Genomic DNA, 16,411 nt, shown 5'->3' with positions numbered 1-16,411 from the left:
ACCTTAATAAAATAGGAAAAACGATGGTTAAGCGCTTACCCTTAACTTAAATGTAACGCATAGTCATTCTTCATGTCAACACAAAAAAAAGCTATTTTCCCTTACACACTCATTTTTATTAAGTGGTGAAAGAAAAAATAGCTGGTTCTTTTATTTTTTTGCTGCTTTGTCTGTAGAGCGGCGTACGATTAAATCAGGCATTAATACAACTCGCTGTCTAACCAATTGTTTGCTTTGAATTTGCTCGACTAATGAGTTAACAGAACGTTCACCGATTTCAACCATTGGTTGGGCAACTGTAGTTAATGGCGGATCGATAATGGTAGCTAAAATCGTATTGTCGTAGCCAACAACGGATATATCACCTGGCACTTGCATTCCCGCCTCACGAATTGCTTGAATAGCCCCAATCGCTAATATATCGTTGCAGGCAAATACTGCAGTAATGTTTGGATCGATCGCTAGTAAAGCATGCATCGCTTGTTTACCAGATTCAAGCGTATATCCGCCCTCGATAACAAGCTTTTCATCAATCTCGATTCCTGCATCAAGCATTGCATCACTGCAGCCGCGCAGCCGTTCTTTACTGCCAAGCTCTGATAAATGCTCTGCAATGACTGCGATTCGTTGATGCCCTAGCGCCAATAAATGTTGACCTGCTTGTAATCCGCCTAAATAATCATCAACCATAACTGAAGTTATCGGAGCAGTATGAAATTCTCTAGCAATCATCACAAGCGGAATTTTATCGCTGACGATTTTTTTTACTATATCATTTTGCTTGTCACGCGAAACCATAATAATCCCGTCAACCCGCTTTTTCATAAAAAGCTGATAAAACTCTTCTTCCTTTTCAGGCTCATTATCCGTGCTGCAAATAAAAACATTAAACCCATATTTACGGCCTTGGTTCTCAATCGATCGCGCAATTTCTGCGAAATATGGATTGGCTAGATCCGGCAATGTAAGTCCTATCGTATACGTGCTTTTCCCTGATAAGGCAGACGCTACTGTACTTGGCTGATAATCCAGCTCCTCTATCACTTGCAAAACAAGCTTTCTTGTTTTTTCACTAATTCGACCGGTATTATTTAATACTTTTGAGACAGTAGCAATGGATACTCCAGCACGTGCGGCTACATCATATATTGTAACTTTCATAATTCTTTCCCCTTAAAAAATAAAAATTTGCTTCCAATTACGATCAATTACGACGTCATCCATCGCTGCTTACGTTACAATGATGTTAATTGTCATCTCTTAATATCCTATCTTACTCCAAATGTTTATTATTTGAAAATAGTTATTGCTTAACTTGCATTTAGCTCTTACAATATAAGGTAAGCGCTTAACCATCTTTGTCTTAATTTATAGATGCTTTTTCACAAATCCTTGGTAATCTTTATTTAGTATTTTAGTGACAATACAACGAGAGGAGTCGCTTCATGCTAGATTTTGAATGGAAGGAAAGCTCAAAATACAATCTTGGAACTGATAATACTGCAATTTTAGAACTTGTAGCCAATCGTTATATTGGCGCTAATCCTCCAATTCCTTTTATTAACCGTGCCTTTTCAACAGCGGGAATTATGCAAAATGCTCAAGGCTTATATGCATTAGACTTTACGCAGCGATATGAAAAAGCGCCTAATGGGAGCTATGTATATGCCTTCTGTCTCGTATGGAGTGATGAAGAGCGCTCGCTCAATACTGAACTTTATCCATTAGGACCGATTAAGCTCTACCACAATGAGAAAGAGATTTATCGCTCTTCAGTAGTCGAAGAGCTGCTGCAAAATGGTAACGCTATCATTCCATTAACTTTAACAAAGGGCTGGAACACATTATTTATTGAAGCCCGTAAAACGGTAGCCGGCTTTGGCTGTTATTTTGGTGCAGAGGAAGCTAAAGTGAGAATTTTGCAAGTTCTATCACCATTCGCTGAACGTGAAGGTCAAGCAGGTTGGGTATACTCCGAGCCTTGTCAGTCGCCATTATTTGCTGATGGGCAGCTTCCTAACTGGACTGCGTCAGAAACAGAGACAGGTCTTCACTGGTATCCGCGTACAGCTTGGACCCCAGCCGAAGCAAGCGAGCGTAACCTAACTCGCATTTTTTCACAGCAAACTGAGAAAGAGAATAATTTTGCCGCTTATGCAAGAAGTTGCTTTGAGCGTCCGCTTCATTCTGATACGGTAGATATAAAACTTAATGCTAACGGTCCGACCAAAGTTTGGCTAAATGAGCAGCTTGTCATTTCAGCAAAGCAAGCTGGTCAATATAAGCTGTCAGTAGCGTTAACTGCTGCCCGTGTTCAACAGCTTTTCGTTTGGTCAGCAAGCTCAAGTGAAGGTTGGGGCTTTGAGCTTAAGCTATTAGATGATAATCAGCAAGAGCTCCGCCTTAAATGCCCTATTTCGTTGCTTGGTCATAAGGGAGAATGGCTCTATTTAGGTCCGTTTTCCAGCAGCGCACCGATTTTAGAAGATAAAAGCTTTAAGCCCCATCAGCTAATTGAAATTGATGGTCAATTGTTTTACTGGCAGCTTGATGCACCTGATTACGTCGTCCGTCCATATTATGAGAATGCTATGTTAAGCAATAAGTGGACAGTTGGTACAATGAGCAACTTTGCTCGTTGGGATTACCCGCTGGGCGTTACAATGTACGGTTTGCAGCGGACTGCTGATATGTTAAATCGAGATGATATTCGTCAATATGCGTTTGCCCATATTACCATTTGTACGGATTGGTATAATTACTCACTTTGGGATTTTGAACGTTATGGCTTTCCAAGCATTAATCATCAGCTTGTATTAATGAAAATGCTAGATAATTGCGGCTCCTTTGGTTCAGCAATGCTTCAATCCTATGAAACTACGCGTGATGAAAATGCTGCAATTATTGCTCATCATATCGCTGATTTTATTATGAATAAGCTAGAACGCAAGGAAGATGGTGCCTTCTATCGTAAAAATGAAGGAGAATATTTTGCTAATACGATTTGGGCAGATGATTTATATATGAGCACCCCATTTCTTGTTCGTTATTCACGCTTATTTAATCGGCCTGATGCGCTAGATTTGGCTGCACAGCAATTTGTGCTCTATCGCTCTTATTTATTTATGGAAGATGAGCAGTTGATGTCTCATGTATATGACTTTAAATATAATAAAGCAACTAGAGTGCCGTGGGGACGCGGCAACGGCTGGGTATTATTTTCACTAAGTGAGCTTTTAGCTGTACTGCCGCCTAATCATCAACATTATGAAACATTAATTGACTTCTTTCGCAAATTTGTAGAAGGTCTTGTAAAGCATCAGCATGAATCAGGCTTATGGCATCAAGTAATTAATGAGCATAACAGCTATCTTGAAGCCTCCTGCACTGCAATGTTTATTTATGGCATTGCCCGTGGAATTCGCTATGGCTGGTTAGATCAAGCTCAGTATTATCGCACTATTGTAGAAAAAGCATGGGACGGATTAACGACTTTAGCAATCGATCGACATGGTGCAGTTTATAAGGTGTGCAGCGGCTCTCGTTATTCCTTCGCTCCAGATTACTATATGTATGACTTACGTACAGTCGTTAACGATAACCACGGAATTGGAATTATGATGCTAGCAGGTGTAGAAATACAATGCCTGCGTCAATACGCAGAGGAGTCTGTTAGAAAGTAAACTCATCTTAGGCGTTGATTTATAACATTATGGCTTGCACGTTGGAAAATGCTCTTAGTTCGGAAATAAGTATCTTTTGAAACAATAAAATTTGACTAGGAGGTATATTATGAGCAAAAAGCTAATTATCTTTCTTGATAGCGGGGATACATTAATGAATGAGGCTACGGAAGTATATGAAGGAGATACTGAACTTGTCTTATCAGTTGAAGTTATTCCTGGCGCTGATACAATGGTAAAGGAACTGCACAAGCGAGGCTTTACATTAGCAATTGTAGCTGACGGACTAGCTCAATCATTCAAAAACGCTTTTACGCAACACGGGATATACGATTGCTTCACTTCATTAACTTATTCCGAGCAAGTGAGAGCATTAAAGCCAAGTCCGCGAATGTTTAAAGCTGCGATGGGCTCTTTAGAGCTAACCGATGAGGATATTGGCAGAATTATTATGGTCGGCAACAATTTAAGCCGCGATATTAAAGGAGCCAATCTTATGGGCATAACAAGCGTTCATATGAGCTGGACTTCTCGTTATAGTAAAATACCTGCAGACGAAACTGAGGTTCCTGATTATACTATTGCTACACCAATGGATCTCATTCCGTTAGCCGAGGAGCTTAATGCTAGATTAGAGCATGGCTTGCCTATTAAACCTGCGAAAAAACTGGTTTAGAAATTATAACTAGTTATCCTTTTATCACTAGCATATTACTAGCAATCGCCTGAATCCCTGTATTATTAAGGGGATCAGGCGTTTTTTGTTCATTCCTGTATCTAAACCTCCCCCATTATTCCATGATATTTGCACCTATTATTTCCTTATCACATATATTGTTTTGACTAATTTACTGCAAGGCTAACTAATATGAGGAGGTTTATAATGCATAATAACGACTCATCTGATGGTTCAAATTATCCATGTAATAGCGGCTATCAAGCGCGGCGTCCAATACCTGGATTTCCAGGTCCTGTTTTCCCTGGCGGCGGCTTTCCTCCAGGTGGCTTTTTCCCATTCCCACCAGCTCCAGGTGGTTTTCCAGGTTCTGGAGGTTTCTCACCTGGCGGCGGATTCCCTCCTGGCCCTGGTCCTGGACCTGGCGGCTCCACACCTCCACCACCGCCGCAAAATATTGTTAATCTGTTCCAAACAGCATCGCAAAATCCTGCACAGGCTCAAACCTTATTACAACAAAGCGGTGCTGCCACATTTGCAGCAGGCTGCGATAACAGATGGACAATTATTTTGTTAAGAAATGGGCAAGTCTTCTTAATGTTTGTCACATCCGCTAATCCTCTGGGTAATACCGTTGGCTGGATTTGGCCTACATTTACATTTGGTTCCTTCCCATCTGCTAGCATCCTCGCTTATAAATGCTAGTTCAATCACAATGCTTATAGCAAAAAAAGGAGTAACGTCTGGCGCTATTTTTTCAGACATTCTCCTTTTTATTTTCGTGCATTACAACTAGTTATTTTTCTCATTTAATTGCAGTCCGAAATTAACCTTCTCTACGAGTAAGAACATTGCGGCAATAAAAAATACAATCACGACCGAGAAAATTGAGATTGATGTTTTAGCTGCAATAAAACCAAAAAGCGGAGGTAAAAAAGCAACTCCTGTATATGCCATAGCCATTTGGTAGCCTATAATTTTAGCTGAATTTTGCTCACCAAAGCGATTAGGTGTTTCATGGATTAGGCTAGGAAAGATCGGAGCTAAGCCTAAACCAATTAGAATAAATCCTGCCAAAATTAACTGCTCAGGCACTGGAAATACAATAAATACCCCTCCAACTAATGCGGTAATTTGACCAGTGCGAATTATCGCTAAATTACTCATTTTAAAGGTGACAAACCCTGTAATAAAACGTCCTACTGTAATTCCTGCATAATATAACGCGACCCATTCCGCAGCTCTATCGGCAGATATATCTTTACTATTCACTAAGTAACTTGCTCCCCATAAACCGACCGTAGCTTCAGCCGCACAATAAAATAAAAATGCAGCGATCGTTTCTTTAAATCCTTTTAATTTGAATACATTTGAGCCGCTTGCCGCATCCTTAATAGATTGTTGCTCAACTGATTTTTTATCGACATGCACAGTTTTAGCTAATTTACTCCATATTGGTAGTGTAATAAGAAGAATTATTGCTAATGTCGCTTGCATCAGTGCTATTGTAAAATAACCCTTTCTCCACTCCAACGAATCTGTTAAATAACTAGCTAAAATAATTGGACCTAGTGTTGCTCCAACACCCCAAAATGAGTGTAACCAGTTCATATGATGTGCTTTATAATGCTTTGCAACATAGTTATTTAAGCCTGAATCTACTGCTCCTCCTCCTAAACCAAGCGGAATAGCAAGCACAATCAGCCATCCGATATTGGGAGCATAGGCTATTCCAAATAAAGATGCAGAAGTTAAAGCTGCACTTATTAATGTAAGACGTCCAGTACCGACTCTTTCTATGACATACCCACTAAATAAGCTAGATATAATAGTAGATGCTGAGGTAGCAATAGAAATATAACCTGCCGAGTCAAGCGGCAACGCTAAATCTTTACTCATTGCTGGCCAAGCACTGCCAAGTAAAGAATCAGGCAAGCCAAGGCTAATAAATGCTAAATAAATTATAATTAGTATAAATGTAGCCACTTTACTCCTCCTAGTTGTCATTTTCACTTCGACTAATCTTAAGTATAGCAAAATGTTTGACCTTATGCTGAAATGGCGATAATAAAGATGCAATTGTTTAAAGCAATTGTTAAACTACAAGAAGTGAAGAAGGGAATATTACTGTCAATGGTCACAGTCACTAGCAGATGGAGTACAATCAAGCGTATCCGAGCTAATTTTTGGTCTGGATTGCTCTTTGGTTTAGGAGCTGTCTTGTTTATTGATGAAACTATATTTCATCAAATCTTGCACTGGCATCATTTTTATGATAAATCAACTACCGAAATTGGCTTAATCTCAGATGGATTTCTTCACGCCTTTAGCTGGTTTGCAACAATTGGCGGATTGTTTTGGTTAGCTAATTTAAAAAGACATAACATATTCCTAAAGATGATATGGTTAGCAGGATTGCTAGTTGGGGCAGGAGCTTTTCAGCTTTACGACGGTACAATTCAGCATAAGCTAATGCGTATTCATCAAATTCGTTACGTCGATAACGTAATTATCTATGATTTAGTTTGGAATATCATTGCAGTTCTATTGCTCATTTCTGGCTTCATATTTTTCGTAATAGCGAAAAAGAAAACTACTGTTGTGTGAGGCAGCCAATGATCAATCATATTTCTAACGATCCTGTTCATTTTGCTAAGCTTGATGTTCTTACTTTCTTTATAGCACTACTTTTGACTTGCCTATATATTGGGTTCGCTATTGTCTCAAACTCCTATCGGCATCTGCGAAAATGGCCCTTTCATCGCTATTTATGCTTTGCGTTAGGAGCGTTTTGTGTAGCGATAAGCTGTGTCGGTCCATTAGCCCATTTAGCTCATTCTAATTTTGCAATTCATATGATTGTCCATCTTTTGCTTGGCATGCTTGGTCCACTTCTTATTGTGCTTGCAGCACCGCTTACGCTTCTATTGCGAACTATTCATGTAAAAGCGGCGCGGAGATTCGTTAAGCTTTTACATCGCCCGCCATTCTCTTTAGTTGCGCACCCTGCTATAGCCAGCATTTTAAATATTGGGGGCCTGTGGCTGCTCTATCGGTCGAATTTATTCTACATCATGCAGCAAAACTCGCTATTGCATTGGCTTATTCATCTGCATATTTTTTTAGCAGGCTACGTCTTTACTGTATCACTAATTTATATTGATCCGGCACCGCAGCATTACAGCTTTCGTTATCGAGCAATTGTATTTCTACTCGCTACTGCTGCCCATAACCTATTAGCAAAATATATTTATTTAGCTCCTCCGCTTGGAGTTGAGCAAGGGGAAGCAAAGCTGGGCGGATTACTCATGTATTATGGCGGGGATGTGATTGATGCCATTATAGTGTTTATATTTTGCTGGCAATGGTATCAACAAACTAATCCATATAAAGTCAAAATGGGCATGAAGACACTGTGAGCCTTGTAATATTGCTGTTTATTGATGCTGAGCATACATTAGTTCAATTCCTTCAATATCATCAATAAAAAACCAGTCATCTTCTACTTTGAATTTGCCAAATTGCTCACTTATCCCTTCGATAATACCTATGACACGAAGCTCCTCTATAGAGTCTGACAATGCAATCGATACAGGAATTCGCAGCTCCATCGCTTGATGCAGCATTTCGCTAATCGTTCCTTGATCCCTTAGCTTGCTTTCCATTGGATTACCTCCATATCAATAATTCCAGCCTTTGTAAAGCTGCGTATTCCTTTCGCCTGCAGGCAATACCCAAGTAGTTTATGCTCTCCTACGGCAATGATATGCACATTACGAATGGAGATTTGCTTTTTACTGTCGATATATATTAATTGCACCAGTTTTCCAATGTATTGTTTCATCACTAATCACCCTCTTTTATTATATACGAACATTTGTTCTGTTTCAATCTTAAAAAAATTTTACCTGAACCTCACTTTTTAGCATCCGCTTATGCTTTTTGACGTATTACATATTGTTACGTGTTTTATGGTGCATTTTACTTACTGCTGCACATTGCTTAACTTACAGGGAAAACTTAACTTGAAAGCCTTAATTAGTTTTCATATCTGAGGTGATGATAAATTGTTACGCAAGCGTAAAAATAAACGATTTGCCCAAGAACGCAAAGCTAGAAAGCAGCATGATTCTGATCTCTTTTTTCTAGATGTGTTGCTTGAACTGCTTGTATACGTTCCACGCTTAGCTGTTCGTTTAATAAAAGCGCTGCTGAACTAACAACAACGTTTATCTAATACTATCAGCAGCCTTTTTCCGCATTGGAGGTCTTATGAAAAAAGCTTTTATGCCCACCATATATTGGTCCATTGTTTATTACGAGGATTGGAAAATTCATCTTGCCGCGACAACGCAAGGTTTATGCTTTATTGGCTCTAACCACGGTTCATGGGCAGAACTAGAGCGATGGGGAAATGCTACCTTCGATTCCCCTCTTTTTATTCGTAACGATAAGCAGCTTGAGCCCTTTGCCAATGACCTCATTGCTTACTGGCAAGGCAGCTTAACTGCCTTTTCAATGCCAATCTGGTATAAAGGAACTGCTTTTCAAGAAGCAGTTTGGCAAGCCTTGTTTTCCATTCCATACGGACAAACCTATACTTACTCGCAAATTGCTGAAGCAATTGGCAAACCGTCTGCTGTCCGAGCAGTTGGTGCTGCAATTGGCGCAAATCCACTGCTTATTGTCATTCCTTGTCATCGTGTCATTGGTAAAAATGGCACATTAACCGGTTATCGTGGCGGAATTGACATGAAAAGCAAGCTATTGCAATTAGAGCAGCAAATCAGTTAAAGCTGCGCTAGTTGTTATGCTTATCATTTTTGCGAGGTTTGGTTAGCTAGCTTGAAATTGTTGAAGCCAATATACATAGCTTAACCTCGCTCCACCCGCTCCACATCCGCTAAAGAAAACCATTGACCGTTTAGCTTAAAACGTTGAAGCTGTACGTCAATTCGCTCCACTCTCCCTGTTATTCGAAGCTGCTCATAGCGATCATATAAATTAACGATTAGCGGTACCTTCTGCTGTAATGACTGCTGCAGCAATCTGTTAATCTCCTCCTGCTGCTGCTCATCAAGCACAATTTTCTCCCGTATTTTAAGTGATTGATTATATTGCTGTAACGCTTTTCGATGCTCTGGCAGCATCATTTTCGACGACTCCCATAATAAGTTTTGGTTTGGGGTTAATTTATTAATTTTCATGCTGTTTCTCCTCCTGCTGTAATTCACGAACATACGTTCTATTATATTACAGTATCATAAAAAATATTCATGCTCAAGATAAAAAAGCTGTCCAGAAAGTCATTCAACATCGACAAACTGAACAGCTTCTAATCTATTTTTGCTTCACAATTAGCACAATTGGCTTGGAGGTCGGTGCTTTACTGCCACCTTTAGGCTCTACAGTCAGCGTAATAAAATCAGCAGGATGTAATGGAGCTGGAGGACTAATATAGAGATGCCCTTCTGTACCGACCAGTTGAATGATGCCAAGACTGCTCGCCTGATCACCTGAAATCGCCCAAGCCTGATAATCATTCAAACCGATTTGCTGCAAATTTTCCAGCCATAAAAACGCCTCGCTCCAATCTTGTTTAAGCCATATATAGCCACTGCTCGCTTGTCCTTCAGCAGCTTCGACCCGATAACGCGCACTATTCTCTCCCTTGACAAAGGATATTGCTGCAGGCTCATAATGCTGAACATATTGGTCAAGATGTCGATCCGAATTAGCGGAAAATAGCCGAAAATGGATAAAAGTAAAAACTAGCAGTAAAACAGCAGCGGCAGAGCTAAGAGCTATTTTATGCTGCTTAGTTTTATGGAGCAATTGACGCCAAGCTGCTTGTTTTTTGACATGACATTGCAATGAACGAAGTTTTTTCTCTGATAACTCATGCGCTGGATTGCTTGCTGCTTCAAGCTTTTGCGTTGCTAAAGTATGCGAGGCAGTTTCATTAGTTGCTTCATTTAGATCGCCAAGCAATTCCCCCCATTGCTCTACTAATTGACGACAAGCTATACAGCCAGGAAGATGCTGCTCAAGCTGTTGACGCTTAGCAACTGGCAAATGATTTAAAATAAAATCAATCCATTGCTCTTCACGATAGCCATTTTTACATTGGTCATGTTGTTCAGTGGCGTTGCTCATAAGCATCACTCCTTTCATTCACTGTATGCCATCCTTTTTTCTCAAGCTGCTTACGTAAATTCCCTATCCCATAACGCAGCCACGACTTCACCGTGCCTAAAGGAACCTTCCAATCGTTCGCCATTTCCTGATGTGTTTTTTCTTTAAAATAAGCTGCATAAATCGCCCTTTGCTGTGCAGTGGGCAGCTCATTCAGCGCTTCACGAAGCAGCTCTTGCTCAATCTTCGACATTGCAGCAGCCTCTGGTGAAGCGGCCTCAACTGCTGTCACTTCATCTGAAAGCTCCGTATTATGGTCAAATATAGCTGCAACATACGCGCGGCGATGTTTTTTCCGTACAAAATCTTTACTGCGACTGCGTGCGATAATCGCAATCCATGCATCAAGCGAGCCGCGGCTGCTGTCGTAATGCTGCGACTTGCGCAATACTTCTAAAAACACATCATGACAAACTTCCTCTGCTTCCATGCGATCATTTACAATTTTTAAAGCAATATGCATGACGAGCGGAACATAATGTCGATACAGCTCATTAAAGGCTTCAACAGAGCCTTCACGAATAGACTGCAATAGCTCAATACTATATTGCTTATCATCAAGCATTTCACATCCGTTACAGCACGAAATCGCTATTTGTTACAGCCTTTTCCTGTAACGGCTTCCTCCTTTACTTAGATTAGAACACGAGCAACAATTCTACTCGTATCTTAAAACAAAAAAAATAATCACTCAACGATTTCATAATTATCGCTATTATGAAATTGATTCTATTACAAAAAAATTAAAAAAATATGAAAAAGAATAAATCCAAGTCGCCTTTTCCTGTCGTATAGACTAGTTGAAAACAACTTTTGACAGGGGGGATTTGCATGCGAAAAGCATGCCGCCAAGCAATGATGCTGGCACTATCTATCGCAATTCTATTGACTGGCTTTGTTGCATCTTCTAAACCTGCCAAGGCTGCAACCAATCTAGAGCTGTATACAGCTTATAGGCAGCTAACGGCAGCTCCAGGGGATTCTCTTAGCTATTCTATTGAACTTATTAACTTAACTCAATCCACTCAAATTGCAAATCTCGGCTTTACAACAAAGCATAAAGATTGGGATTATGAACTGACTACTGGTGGTAAAAAAGTACAACAAATCGCTGTTAAAGCAGGAGATTATCAAACGCTAAACCTGCAACTTGATGTTCCTTTGCAGGTGGATAAAGGAGAATATCAGTTTACTGTTACTGCGGGGGACGCTTCACTTAATCTTAGTGTCGTTGTCGCTGAAAAAGGCACATATAACTCCAATTTTGAAATTGAGCAAGATAATATGGAAGGCTATGCGGGCTCCAGCTTTACATTCTCCGCAACACTTCGCAACCACACTGCTGAGGAGCAAACTTATGCACTAGCAGCATCACCACAGAATGGATGGGAAGTTAGATTTCAATCGAATAGCAACTATATCTCATCCATTACACTTGAGCCTAATGCTACTCAAACCTTAAACATTCAAGTGACTGCGCCTGAAGGAGTAGCTGCAGGAGACTATAATATTCCAATTGCTGCATATAACAACGCTACTCAAGCTGAATCGGCAATTAATGTTTCAATTATTGGTTCATACGGTATCTCATTAAAAACAAGTGACGAGCGTTTAAGCACTTCAATTCGAGCTGGCGGCAGCAAAACCATTGAATTAATTGTTGAAAATACTGGTACAGCTACATTGGAGGACATTAGTTTATCTTCTATTACACCGTCTAACTGGCAAGCTCAATTTGAGCCAAAAACCATATCAAGCTTAGAGCCAGGTAAAACTGCCTCGGTGCAAGCTGTTATCACCTCTAGTGAAGAAGCATTGCCAGGCGATTATGCAATGAGCATCTCTGCAAGTACAAGTCAAAAATCAGCCGATGTTTCGATTCGCGCGACGGTAAAATCATCCGTACTTTGGGGTTGGATTGGAGTTGCAATTATTGTTGCGGTATTAGCAGCTATCTATGGCTTGTTCCGTCGTTATGGGAGGAGATAATCGTGGAACCCGTCATTGAGCTAATTAATTTGACAAAGCGCTATAATAACTTTACTGCTGTTGACTCACTTAATCTAACGCTTTATCGCGGTGAAGTGTTTGGACTGCTCGGACCAAATGGCGCCGGCAAAACAACGACCATTTTGATGATGCTTGGTCTAACTGAGCGCAGTGATGGTCAGGTAAAAGTTCTTGGCTACGATCCGCATTATGACGCACTTGCCATTAAATCTAAGGTTGGTTATATGCCTGATGACATTGGTTTCTATGAGGATCGTACAGCGATCGATAATATCGTTTATACTGCTCGCTTAAATGGAATTCCCGTAAAAGAAGCGAAACAGCGTGCAGAGCAGCTGTTGCAACGCGTCGGCCTCGAGCATGCCGCCTATAAAAAAGTAAGCGCCTTTTCACGCGGTATGCGTCAACGACTAGGACTGGCTGACGTACTAATTAAGCAGCCACAAATTATTATTTTGGATGAACCAACATTAGGAATTGACCCAGAAGGGGTGCGCGAGCTGTTAGAGCTAATCTCTACCTTAAGCCGAGAAGAAAAAATTACAGTTTTATTAAGCTCCCATCATCTGCATCAAGTACAACAAGTATGTGACCGAGTTGGTCTTTTTGTGCAAGGAAAGCTTGTTGCCTGCGGCAATATTGAGGAACTGTCAGCAGCATTAAATGAGGATAAAACGGTAACTATCCAATTAGAAGTGGACCGTCTAACAAATACATTAAAGCAAAAGCTTGAAGAAATTGAGCAAGTTTTGCACGTTCATTCAACTGAAGTGAAAACTTCCTCTGAGCTAGTGCAAATTATTTGTAGCGAGGATATTACCCCAGACATCGCAAAAATTGCGTCGCAGCATGCTCAACTTTATATGATTCAACGACGTGTCTATGGACTAGACGATATTTACCATCGCTACTTTGAAGGAGGAGAGACACGTGAAGCTGCAGGGAAAGCTTAGCTCATCAATTCAATCATTGCGCTTTTGGGATAAAGAGCGTAAACAGCAAGATAGTCCCTTTGCTCAACGTCCATCTGAGCAAGTTAAAAGTCGCAATGCAGCCTATAAACAGGCTTCGAATAGAGCATTTTGGGTAATGGTGCAAAAGGAATTTGGTGATCATATTACGTCTTGGCGCTTTACAATTTTACTTGCAATTATTGTGCTGGCATGTATTGGCTCTATTTATTCAGCCATTACTGCATTGCAGGCACAGTCCAGTTCAGCATCGGTGGAAGGCTTCTTGTTCTTAAAAATCTTTACGTTATCTGATGGAAGCATCCCACAGTTCACACAGTTTGTCGCTTTTTTAGGACCGTTAATGGGAATTGCATTAGGATTTGATGCTGTAAATACTGAGCGCAGTAAAGGAACTTTAAGCCGATTAATGTCACAGCCGCTTTATCGCGATGATTTTCTTAAAGCAAAATTTGTCTCTTCACTAATGCTCGTGACAGTCGTTATTTTCGCATTAGGCTTTCTTGTGATGGGGATGAGCTTAATTGTGATCGGTTATCCACCGACACCAGAGGAATTTTTGCGGGTAATTTGCTTCTTGCTTACAGCCGTTGTTTATGTAGGTTTTTGGTTGAATTTGTCTATTCTTTTCTCAACCCGCTTTAAGCAAGCTGCAACAAGTGCATTATCTGCAATAGCCATTTGGATCTTCTTCACAGTTTTCTACGGGATCATTATTAATTTATTGGCTAAAGCATTATTGCCAGATCAAAATGGCACAACAGATGATATTTTGCGTTATTATAATCAACTTGACTTTCTATCAAATTTGTCACCAGCAGAGCTATTCAGCGATATTACAACGACTTTGCTTATGCCTAATGTTCGCTCGCTCGGGGCATTAACGATGGAGCAAGTAACACTTGCAATAGATAGTCCTTTAGCACTTGGGCAAAGCATCCTGCTTGTCTGGCCGCAACTTACTGCATTGCTTGCCTTAACAGCCATTTGCTTTGGACTATCCTATTATCTATTTATGCGTCAAGAAATTAGAGCACGTTAATTGCACTTGCCATAATGCGCCCAAGACGCTGCTTTATACTAGCAGGCTTGGGCTTAATTTATAGATGAAAAGCTCTGCGTTCAGCAAACGATCCTGCAGGATTAACTTAAGCAAGACATTTTCTTGCATTTTAGACTATTCTCTGACTACTATCTATTGATCATTTTTGTTCATCAGCTTGCGAATAACAATGACCACAATTACAATTATTGCAGCAATCGATACTATTCCTAAAAAACCAAGAAGCAATACTAGCATGCCCATCAACCCAAAACCAGTAGCCACAAAGAGCCCTCCTCTAATTTAATTAGGTATAACCTTTACAGATGTCCAAGCTTGACGCAAGCGGCGCACGCCTTCTTCAATCTGCCTTTCTGACAAATGAGCAAATCCTAGACAAATGGCTGGCTGAATGCTAGTCATTCCATATTTACGAGCATCAACCACACTTACACCTTGCTCGCCGCAGGATTGCAAAAATGCATCAAACAACTGCTCACTTTGCCGCCATACCGCATAGATATGCAGTCCAGCCTGCAATGGCTTAGCCATCAAAATATCGGATAAATGCTGAGCAAGTAAATCTTGCATTAACTCGGCACGTCTGCGATACAATCGTTTCACTCTGCGCAAATGACGATCATATTGTCCAGAATTCATAAAGGCTGCTAAAGCACGCTGTTGAATAATCGAGCTGGGATGCCGCTCATATACCATTTTCGCTTGACGAAAAGGCGTTACTAAACGAGCTGGCAGAATAGCATAACCAATTCGTAAATCTTGCAGCATCGTCCGTGAAAAAGTACCAAGATAAATGACTCTATCTTTTCTATCTAACGATTTCATTGGCTCAATTGCTCTACCGATATAGCGAAACTCACTATCATAATCATCTTCTAGGATGTAACTATTAAATTGTTCTGCCCACTCTAGCAGCTGCAACCTTCGCTCAAGATTGAGAATGGCACCAGTAGGAAATTGTCGACTTGGTGTAACTAAAATAAGCTTATATGAGGAATGCAAAGTATTGGAAGGAGTAAAGCATATCCCTTGCTCATCTACAGGATAGGTATGAATAATAGCCCCAACCGATTCCAGCGCATGCCGTGCTCCAACATAATGAGGATCTTCCATTGCAGCATAGTCGCCTTCATTCATCATTAATTGTGCGAGCAATGTAATCGCCTGCTGCGAACCGTTAACAATCATAATTTGCTCTGGATTAGCAACAATGCCGCGATCTTTTAGTACTTGTCTAGCAATTGCTTTTTTTAGCTCATCATGACCATCACTTGAATAAGCATCACGCAGCTCATAACTATATTGCTCACGCGTCTGCTCGTACAAATAACGATTCCATTCCTTCATAGGAAAATGATCAAGCCCTACTTTACCAAGACTAAATTCAATAATATCTTCCGCTCCGCTCATTGCTGCTTTCTGTGCAGACGCAGGTTCACGTTGTACAGGCAATGCAAGTTGCTGAATTCTCTTTCCCCATCGTGATAGCTCAAGCCCCTCTGCATGCTGCGGCTTCTGCTCCGCAACCTTCTGCTGTACATCTGCAACATAAGTTCCACTTCCTGCTTTCGTATAAATATAACCCTGTGACAGCAGCATATCGTATACGGCATTCACCGTTCCACGCGATAAGCCGTATTGCTGAGCCAATTGTCTAGTTGATGGGAGTAAGCTGTCAGGCTTTAAGTTTCCCTGTAAAATCATTTCACGCAATGCTTGAAATAACGCAGCACTTTTATAACGGTAATTAGCAATATATTGCTCCAATTGGATATACAACTCCAACTTTTCTCTCCTCCCACTAACTGGTACA

19 protein-coding genes are annotated in these 16,411 nt (G+C 40.5%); 10 read left to right on the top strand and 9 right to left on the bottom strand.

The genetic code is table 11. The features are described from left to right. Positions 1–150: 150 nt before the first annotated feature. Positions 151–1,161 (bottom strand): LacI family DNA-binding transcriptional regulator, encoded by a 1,011-nt coding sequence (locus AC2TDL_RS16175; RefSeq protein WP_484697096.1) that lies wholly within the window; start codon positions 1,159–1,161, stop codon positions 151–153. 284 nt (positions 1,162–1,445) lie between these two features. On the opposite strand from AC2TDL_RS16175, the gene AC2TDL_RS16170 reads away from it, so the two are divergent. The 3 genes from AC2TDL_RS16170 to AC2TDL_RS16160 all read left to right on the top strand — a co-directional run bounded on the left by AC2TDL_RS16170 (position 1,446) and on the right by AC2TDL_RS16160 (position 5,064). Beyond that, positions 1,446–3,683, top strand: coding sequence for a glycoside hydrolase family 88/105 protein (locus tag AC2TDL_RS16170; RefSeq protein WP_484697095.1), 2,238 nt, complete (start codon positions 1,446–1,448; stop codon positions 3,681–3,683). Positions 3,684–3,792: 109 nt separating this feature from the next. Continuing rightward, on the top strand, positions 3,793–4,359 hold the full coding sequence (locus AC2TDL_RS16165) for an HAD family hydrolase (protein WP_484697094.1): 567 nt from the start codon (positions 3,793–3,795) through the stop codon (positions 4,357–4,359). A gap of 207 nt (positions 4,360–4,566) precedes the next feature. After that, the gene (locus tag AC2TDL_RS16160; protein ID WP_484697093.1) at positions 4,567–5,064 is read left to right on the top strand and encodes a hypothetical protein; all 498 of its coding nucleotides are present in this window, start codon (positions 4,567–4,569) and stop codon (positions 5,062–5,064) included. Between the two features lie 87 nt (positions 5,065–5,151). Here the strand turns inward: AC2TDL_RS16160 and AC2TDL_RS16155 are convergent, their stop codons facing one another. Continuing rightward, a complete protein-coding gene (locus AC2TDL_RS16155) occupies positions 5,152–6,345 on the bottom strand; it encodes an MFS transporter (RefSeq protein WP_484697092.1) in 1,194 nt (397 codons plus the stop codon). Positions 6,346–6,492: 147 nt separating this feature from the next. Here AC2TDL_RS16155 and AC2TDL_RS16150 point away from each other — a divergent pair, with 147 nt between their 5' ends. Further along, a complete protein-coding gene (locus tag AC2TDL_RS16150) occupies positions 6,493–6,966 on the top strand; it encodes a DUF2243 domain-containing protein (RefSeq protein WP_484701234.1) in 474 nt (157 codons plus the stop codon). An 8-nt stretch (positions 6,967–6,974) separates the two neighbouring features. Further along, positions 6,975–7,778 carry a cytochrome c oxidase assembly protein gene (locus tag AC2TDL_RS16145; RefSeq protein ID WP_484697091.1) on the top strand — a complete coding sequence of 268 codons (804 nt, stop codon included), beginning with the start codon at positions 6,975–6,977 and terminating at the stop codon, positions 7,776–7,778. 18 nt (positions 7,779–7,796) lie between these two features. Here AC2TDL_RS16145 and AC2TDL_RS16140 read toward each other — a convergent pair whose 3' ends face one another. Beyond that, a complete protein-coding gene (locus tag AC2TDL_RS16140; RefSeq protein ID WP_484697090.1) occupies positions 7,797–8,024 on the bottom strand; it encodes a hypothetical protein in 228 nt (75 codons plus the stop codon). After that, positions 8,009–8,203, bottom strand: coding sequence for a hypothetical protein (locus AC2TDL_RS16135; RefSeq protein WP_484697089.1), 195 nt, complete (start codon positions 8,201–8,203; stop codon positions 8,009–8,011). The genes AC2TDL_RS16140 and AC2TDL_RS16135 overlap by 16 nt, the downstream gene beginning before the upstream one ends. Before the next feature lie 223 nt (positions 8,204–8,426). Between AC2TDL_RS16135 and AC2TDL_RS16130 the strand changes: the two genes are divergently transcribed. After that, positions 8,427–8,579, top strand: a complete 153-nt coding sequence (locus AC2TDL_RS16130; RefSeq protein WP_484697088.1) for a hypothetical protein — start codon at positions 8,427–8,429, stop codon at positions 8,577–8,579. A 52-nt stretch (positions 8,580–8,631) separates the two neighbouring features. After that, the gene (locus tag AC2TDL_RS16125; RefSeq protein WP_484697087.1) at positions 8,632–9,153 is read left to right on the top strand and encodes a methylated-DNA--[protein]-cysteine S-methyltransferase; all 522 of its coding nucleotides are present in this window, start codon (positions 8,632–8,634) and stop codon (positions 9,151–9,153) included. A gap of 80 nt (positions 9,154–9,233) precedes the next feature. On the opposite strand, the gene AC2TDL_RS16120 is transcribed toward AC2TDL_RS16125, so the two are convergent. From AC2TDL_RS16120 to AC2TDL_RS16110, 3 genes are all read right to left on the bottom strand, one after another. Continuing rightward, positions 9,234–9,566, bottom strand: coding sequence for a YolD-like family protein (locus tag AC2TDL_RS16120; protein WP_484697086.1), 333 nt, complete (start codon positions 9,564–9,566; stop codon positions 9,234–9,236). A 133-nt stretch (positions 9,567–9,699) separates the two neighbouring features. Next, the gene (locus tag AC2TDL_RS16115) at positions 9,700–10,515 is read right to left on the bottom strand and encodes an anti-sigma factor domain-containing protein (RefSeq protein WP_484697085.1); all 816 of its coding nucleotides are present in this window, start codon (positions 10,513–10,515) and stop codon (positions 9,700–9,702) included. Then, positions 10,499–11,119 carry an RNA polymerase sigma factor gene (locus AC2TDL_RS16110; RefSeq protein ID WP_484697084.1) on the bottom strand — a complete coding sequence of 207 codons (621 nt, stop codon included), beginning with the start codon at positions 11,117–11,119 and terminating at the stop codon, positions 10,499–10,501. The genes AC2TDL_RS16115 and AC2TDL_RS16110 overlap by 17 nt, the downstream gene beginning before the upstream one ends. Positions 11,120–11,385: 266 nt before the next feature. Between AC2TDL_RS16110 and AC2TDL_RS16105 the strand changes: the two genes are divergently transcribed. Genes AC2TDL_RS16105 through AC2TDL_RS16095 form a run of 3 tightly spaced genes read left to right on the top strand, consistent with a single transcriptional unit; the run spans position 11,386 to position 14,577 of the window. Then, entirely contained in the window at positions 11,386–12,543 is a 1,158-nt protein-coding gene (locus tag AC2TDL_RS16105; RefSeq protein ID WP_484697083.1) for a COG1470 family protein, read from the top strand. Between the two features lie 2 nt (positions 12,544–12,545). Continuing rightward, a complete protein-coding gene (locus tag AC2TDL_RS16100; RefSeq protein WP_484697082.1) occupies positions 12,546–13,517 on the top strand; it encodes an ABC transporter ATP-binding protein in 972 nt (323 codons plus the stop codon). After that, positions 13,495–14,577 carry an ABC transporter permease gene (locus tag AC2TDL_RS16095; RefSeq protein ID WP_484697081.1) on the top strand — a complete coding sequence of 361 codons (1,083 nt, stop codon included), beginning with the start codon at positions 13,495–13,497 and terminating at the stop codon, positions 14,575–14,577. Before AC2TDL_RS16100 ends, AC2TDL_RS16095 begins: the two co-directional genes overlap by 23 nt. 153 nt (positions 14,578–14,730) lie before the next feature. Here the strand turns inward: AC2TDL_RS16095 and AC2TDL_RS16090 are convergent, their stop codons facing one another. Next, positions 14,731–14,862, bottom strand: a complete 132-nt coding sequence (locus AC2TDL_RS16090) for a hypothetical protein (RefSeq protein ID WP_484697080.1) — start codon at positions 14,860–14,862, stop codon at positions 14,731–14,733. A gap of 18 nt (positions 14,863–14,880) precedes the next feature. After that, positions 14,881–16,383, bottom strand: a complete 1,503-nt coding sequence (pdxR, locus tag AC2TDL_RS16085; RefSeq protein WP_484697079.1) for a MocR-like pyridoxine biosynthesis transcription factor PdxR — start codon at positions 16,381–16,383, stop codon at positions 14,881–14,883. Positions 16,384–16,411 lie beyond the last annotated feature (28 nt).

The organism is Paenibacillus sp. plas6 (assembly GCF_057221655.1).
The sequence above is the reverse complement of the archived record's forward strand: the minus strand, read 5'-3'. Positions and strand labels throughout refer to the sequence as shown.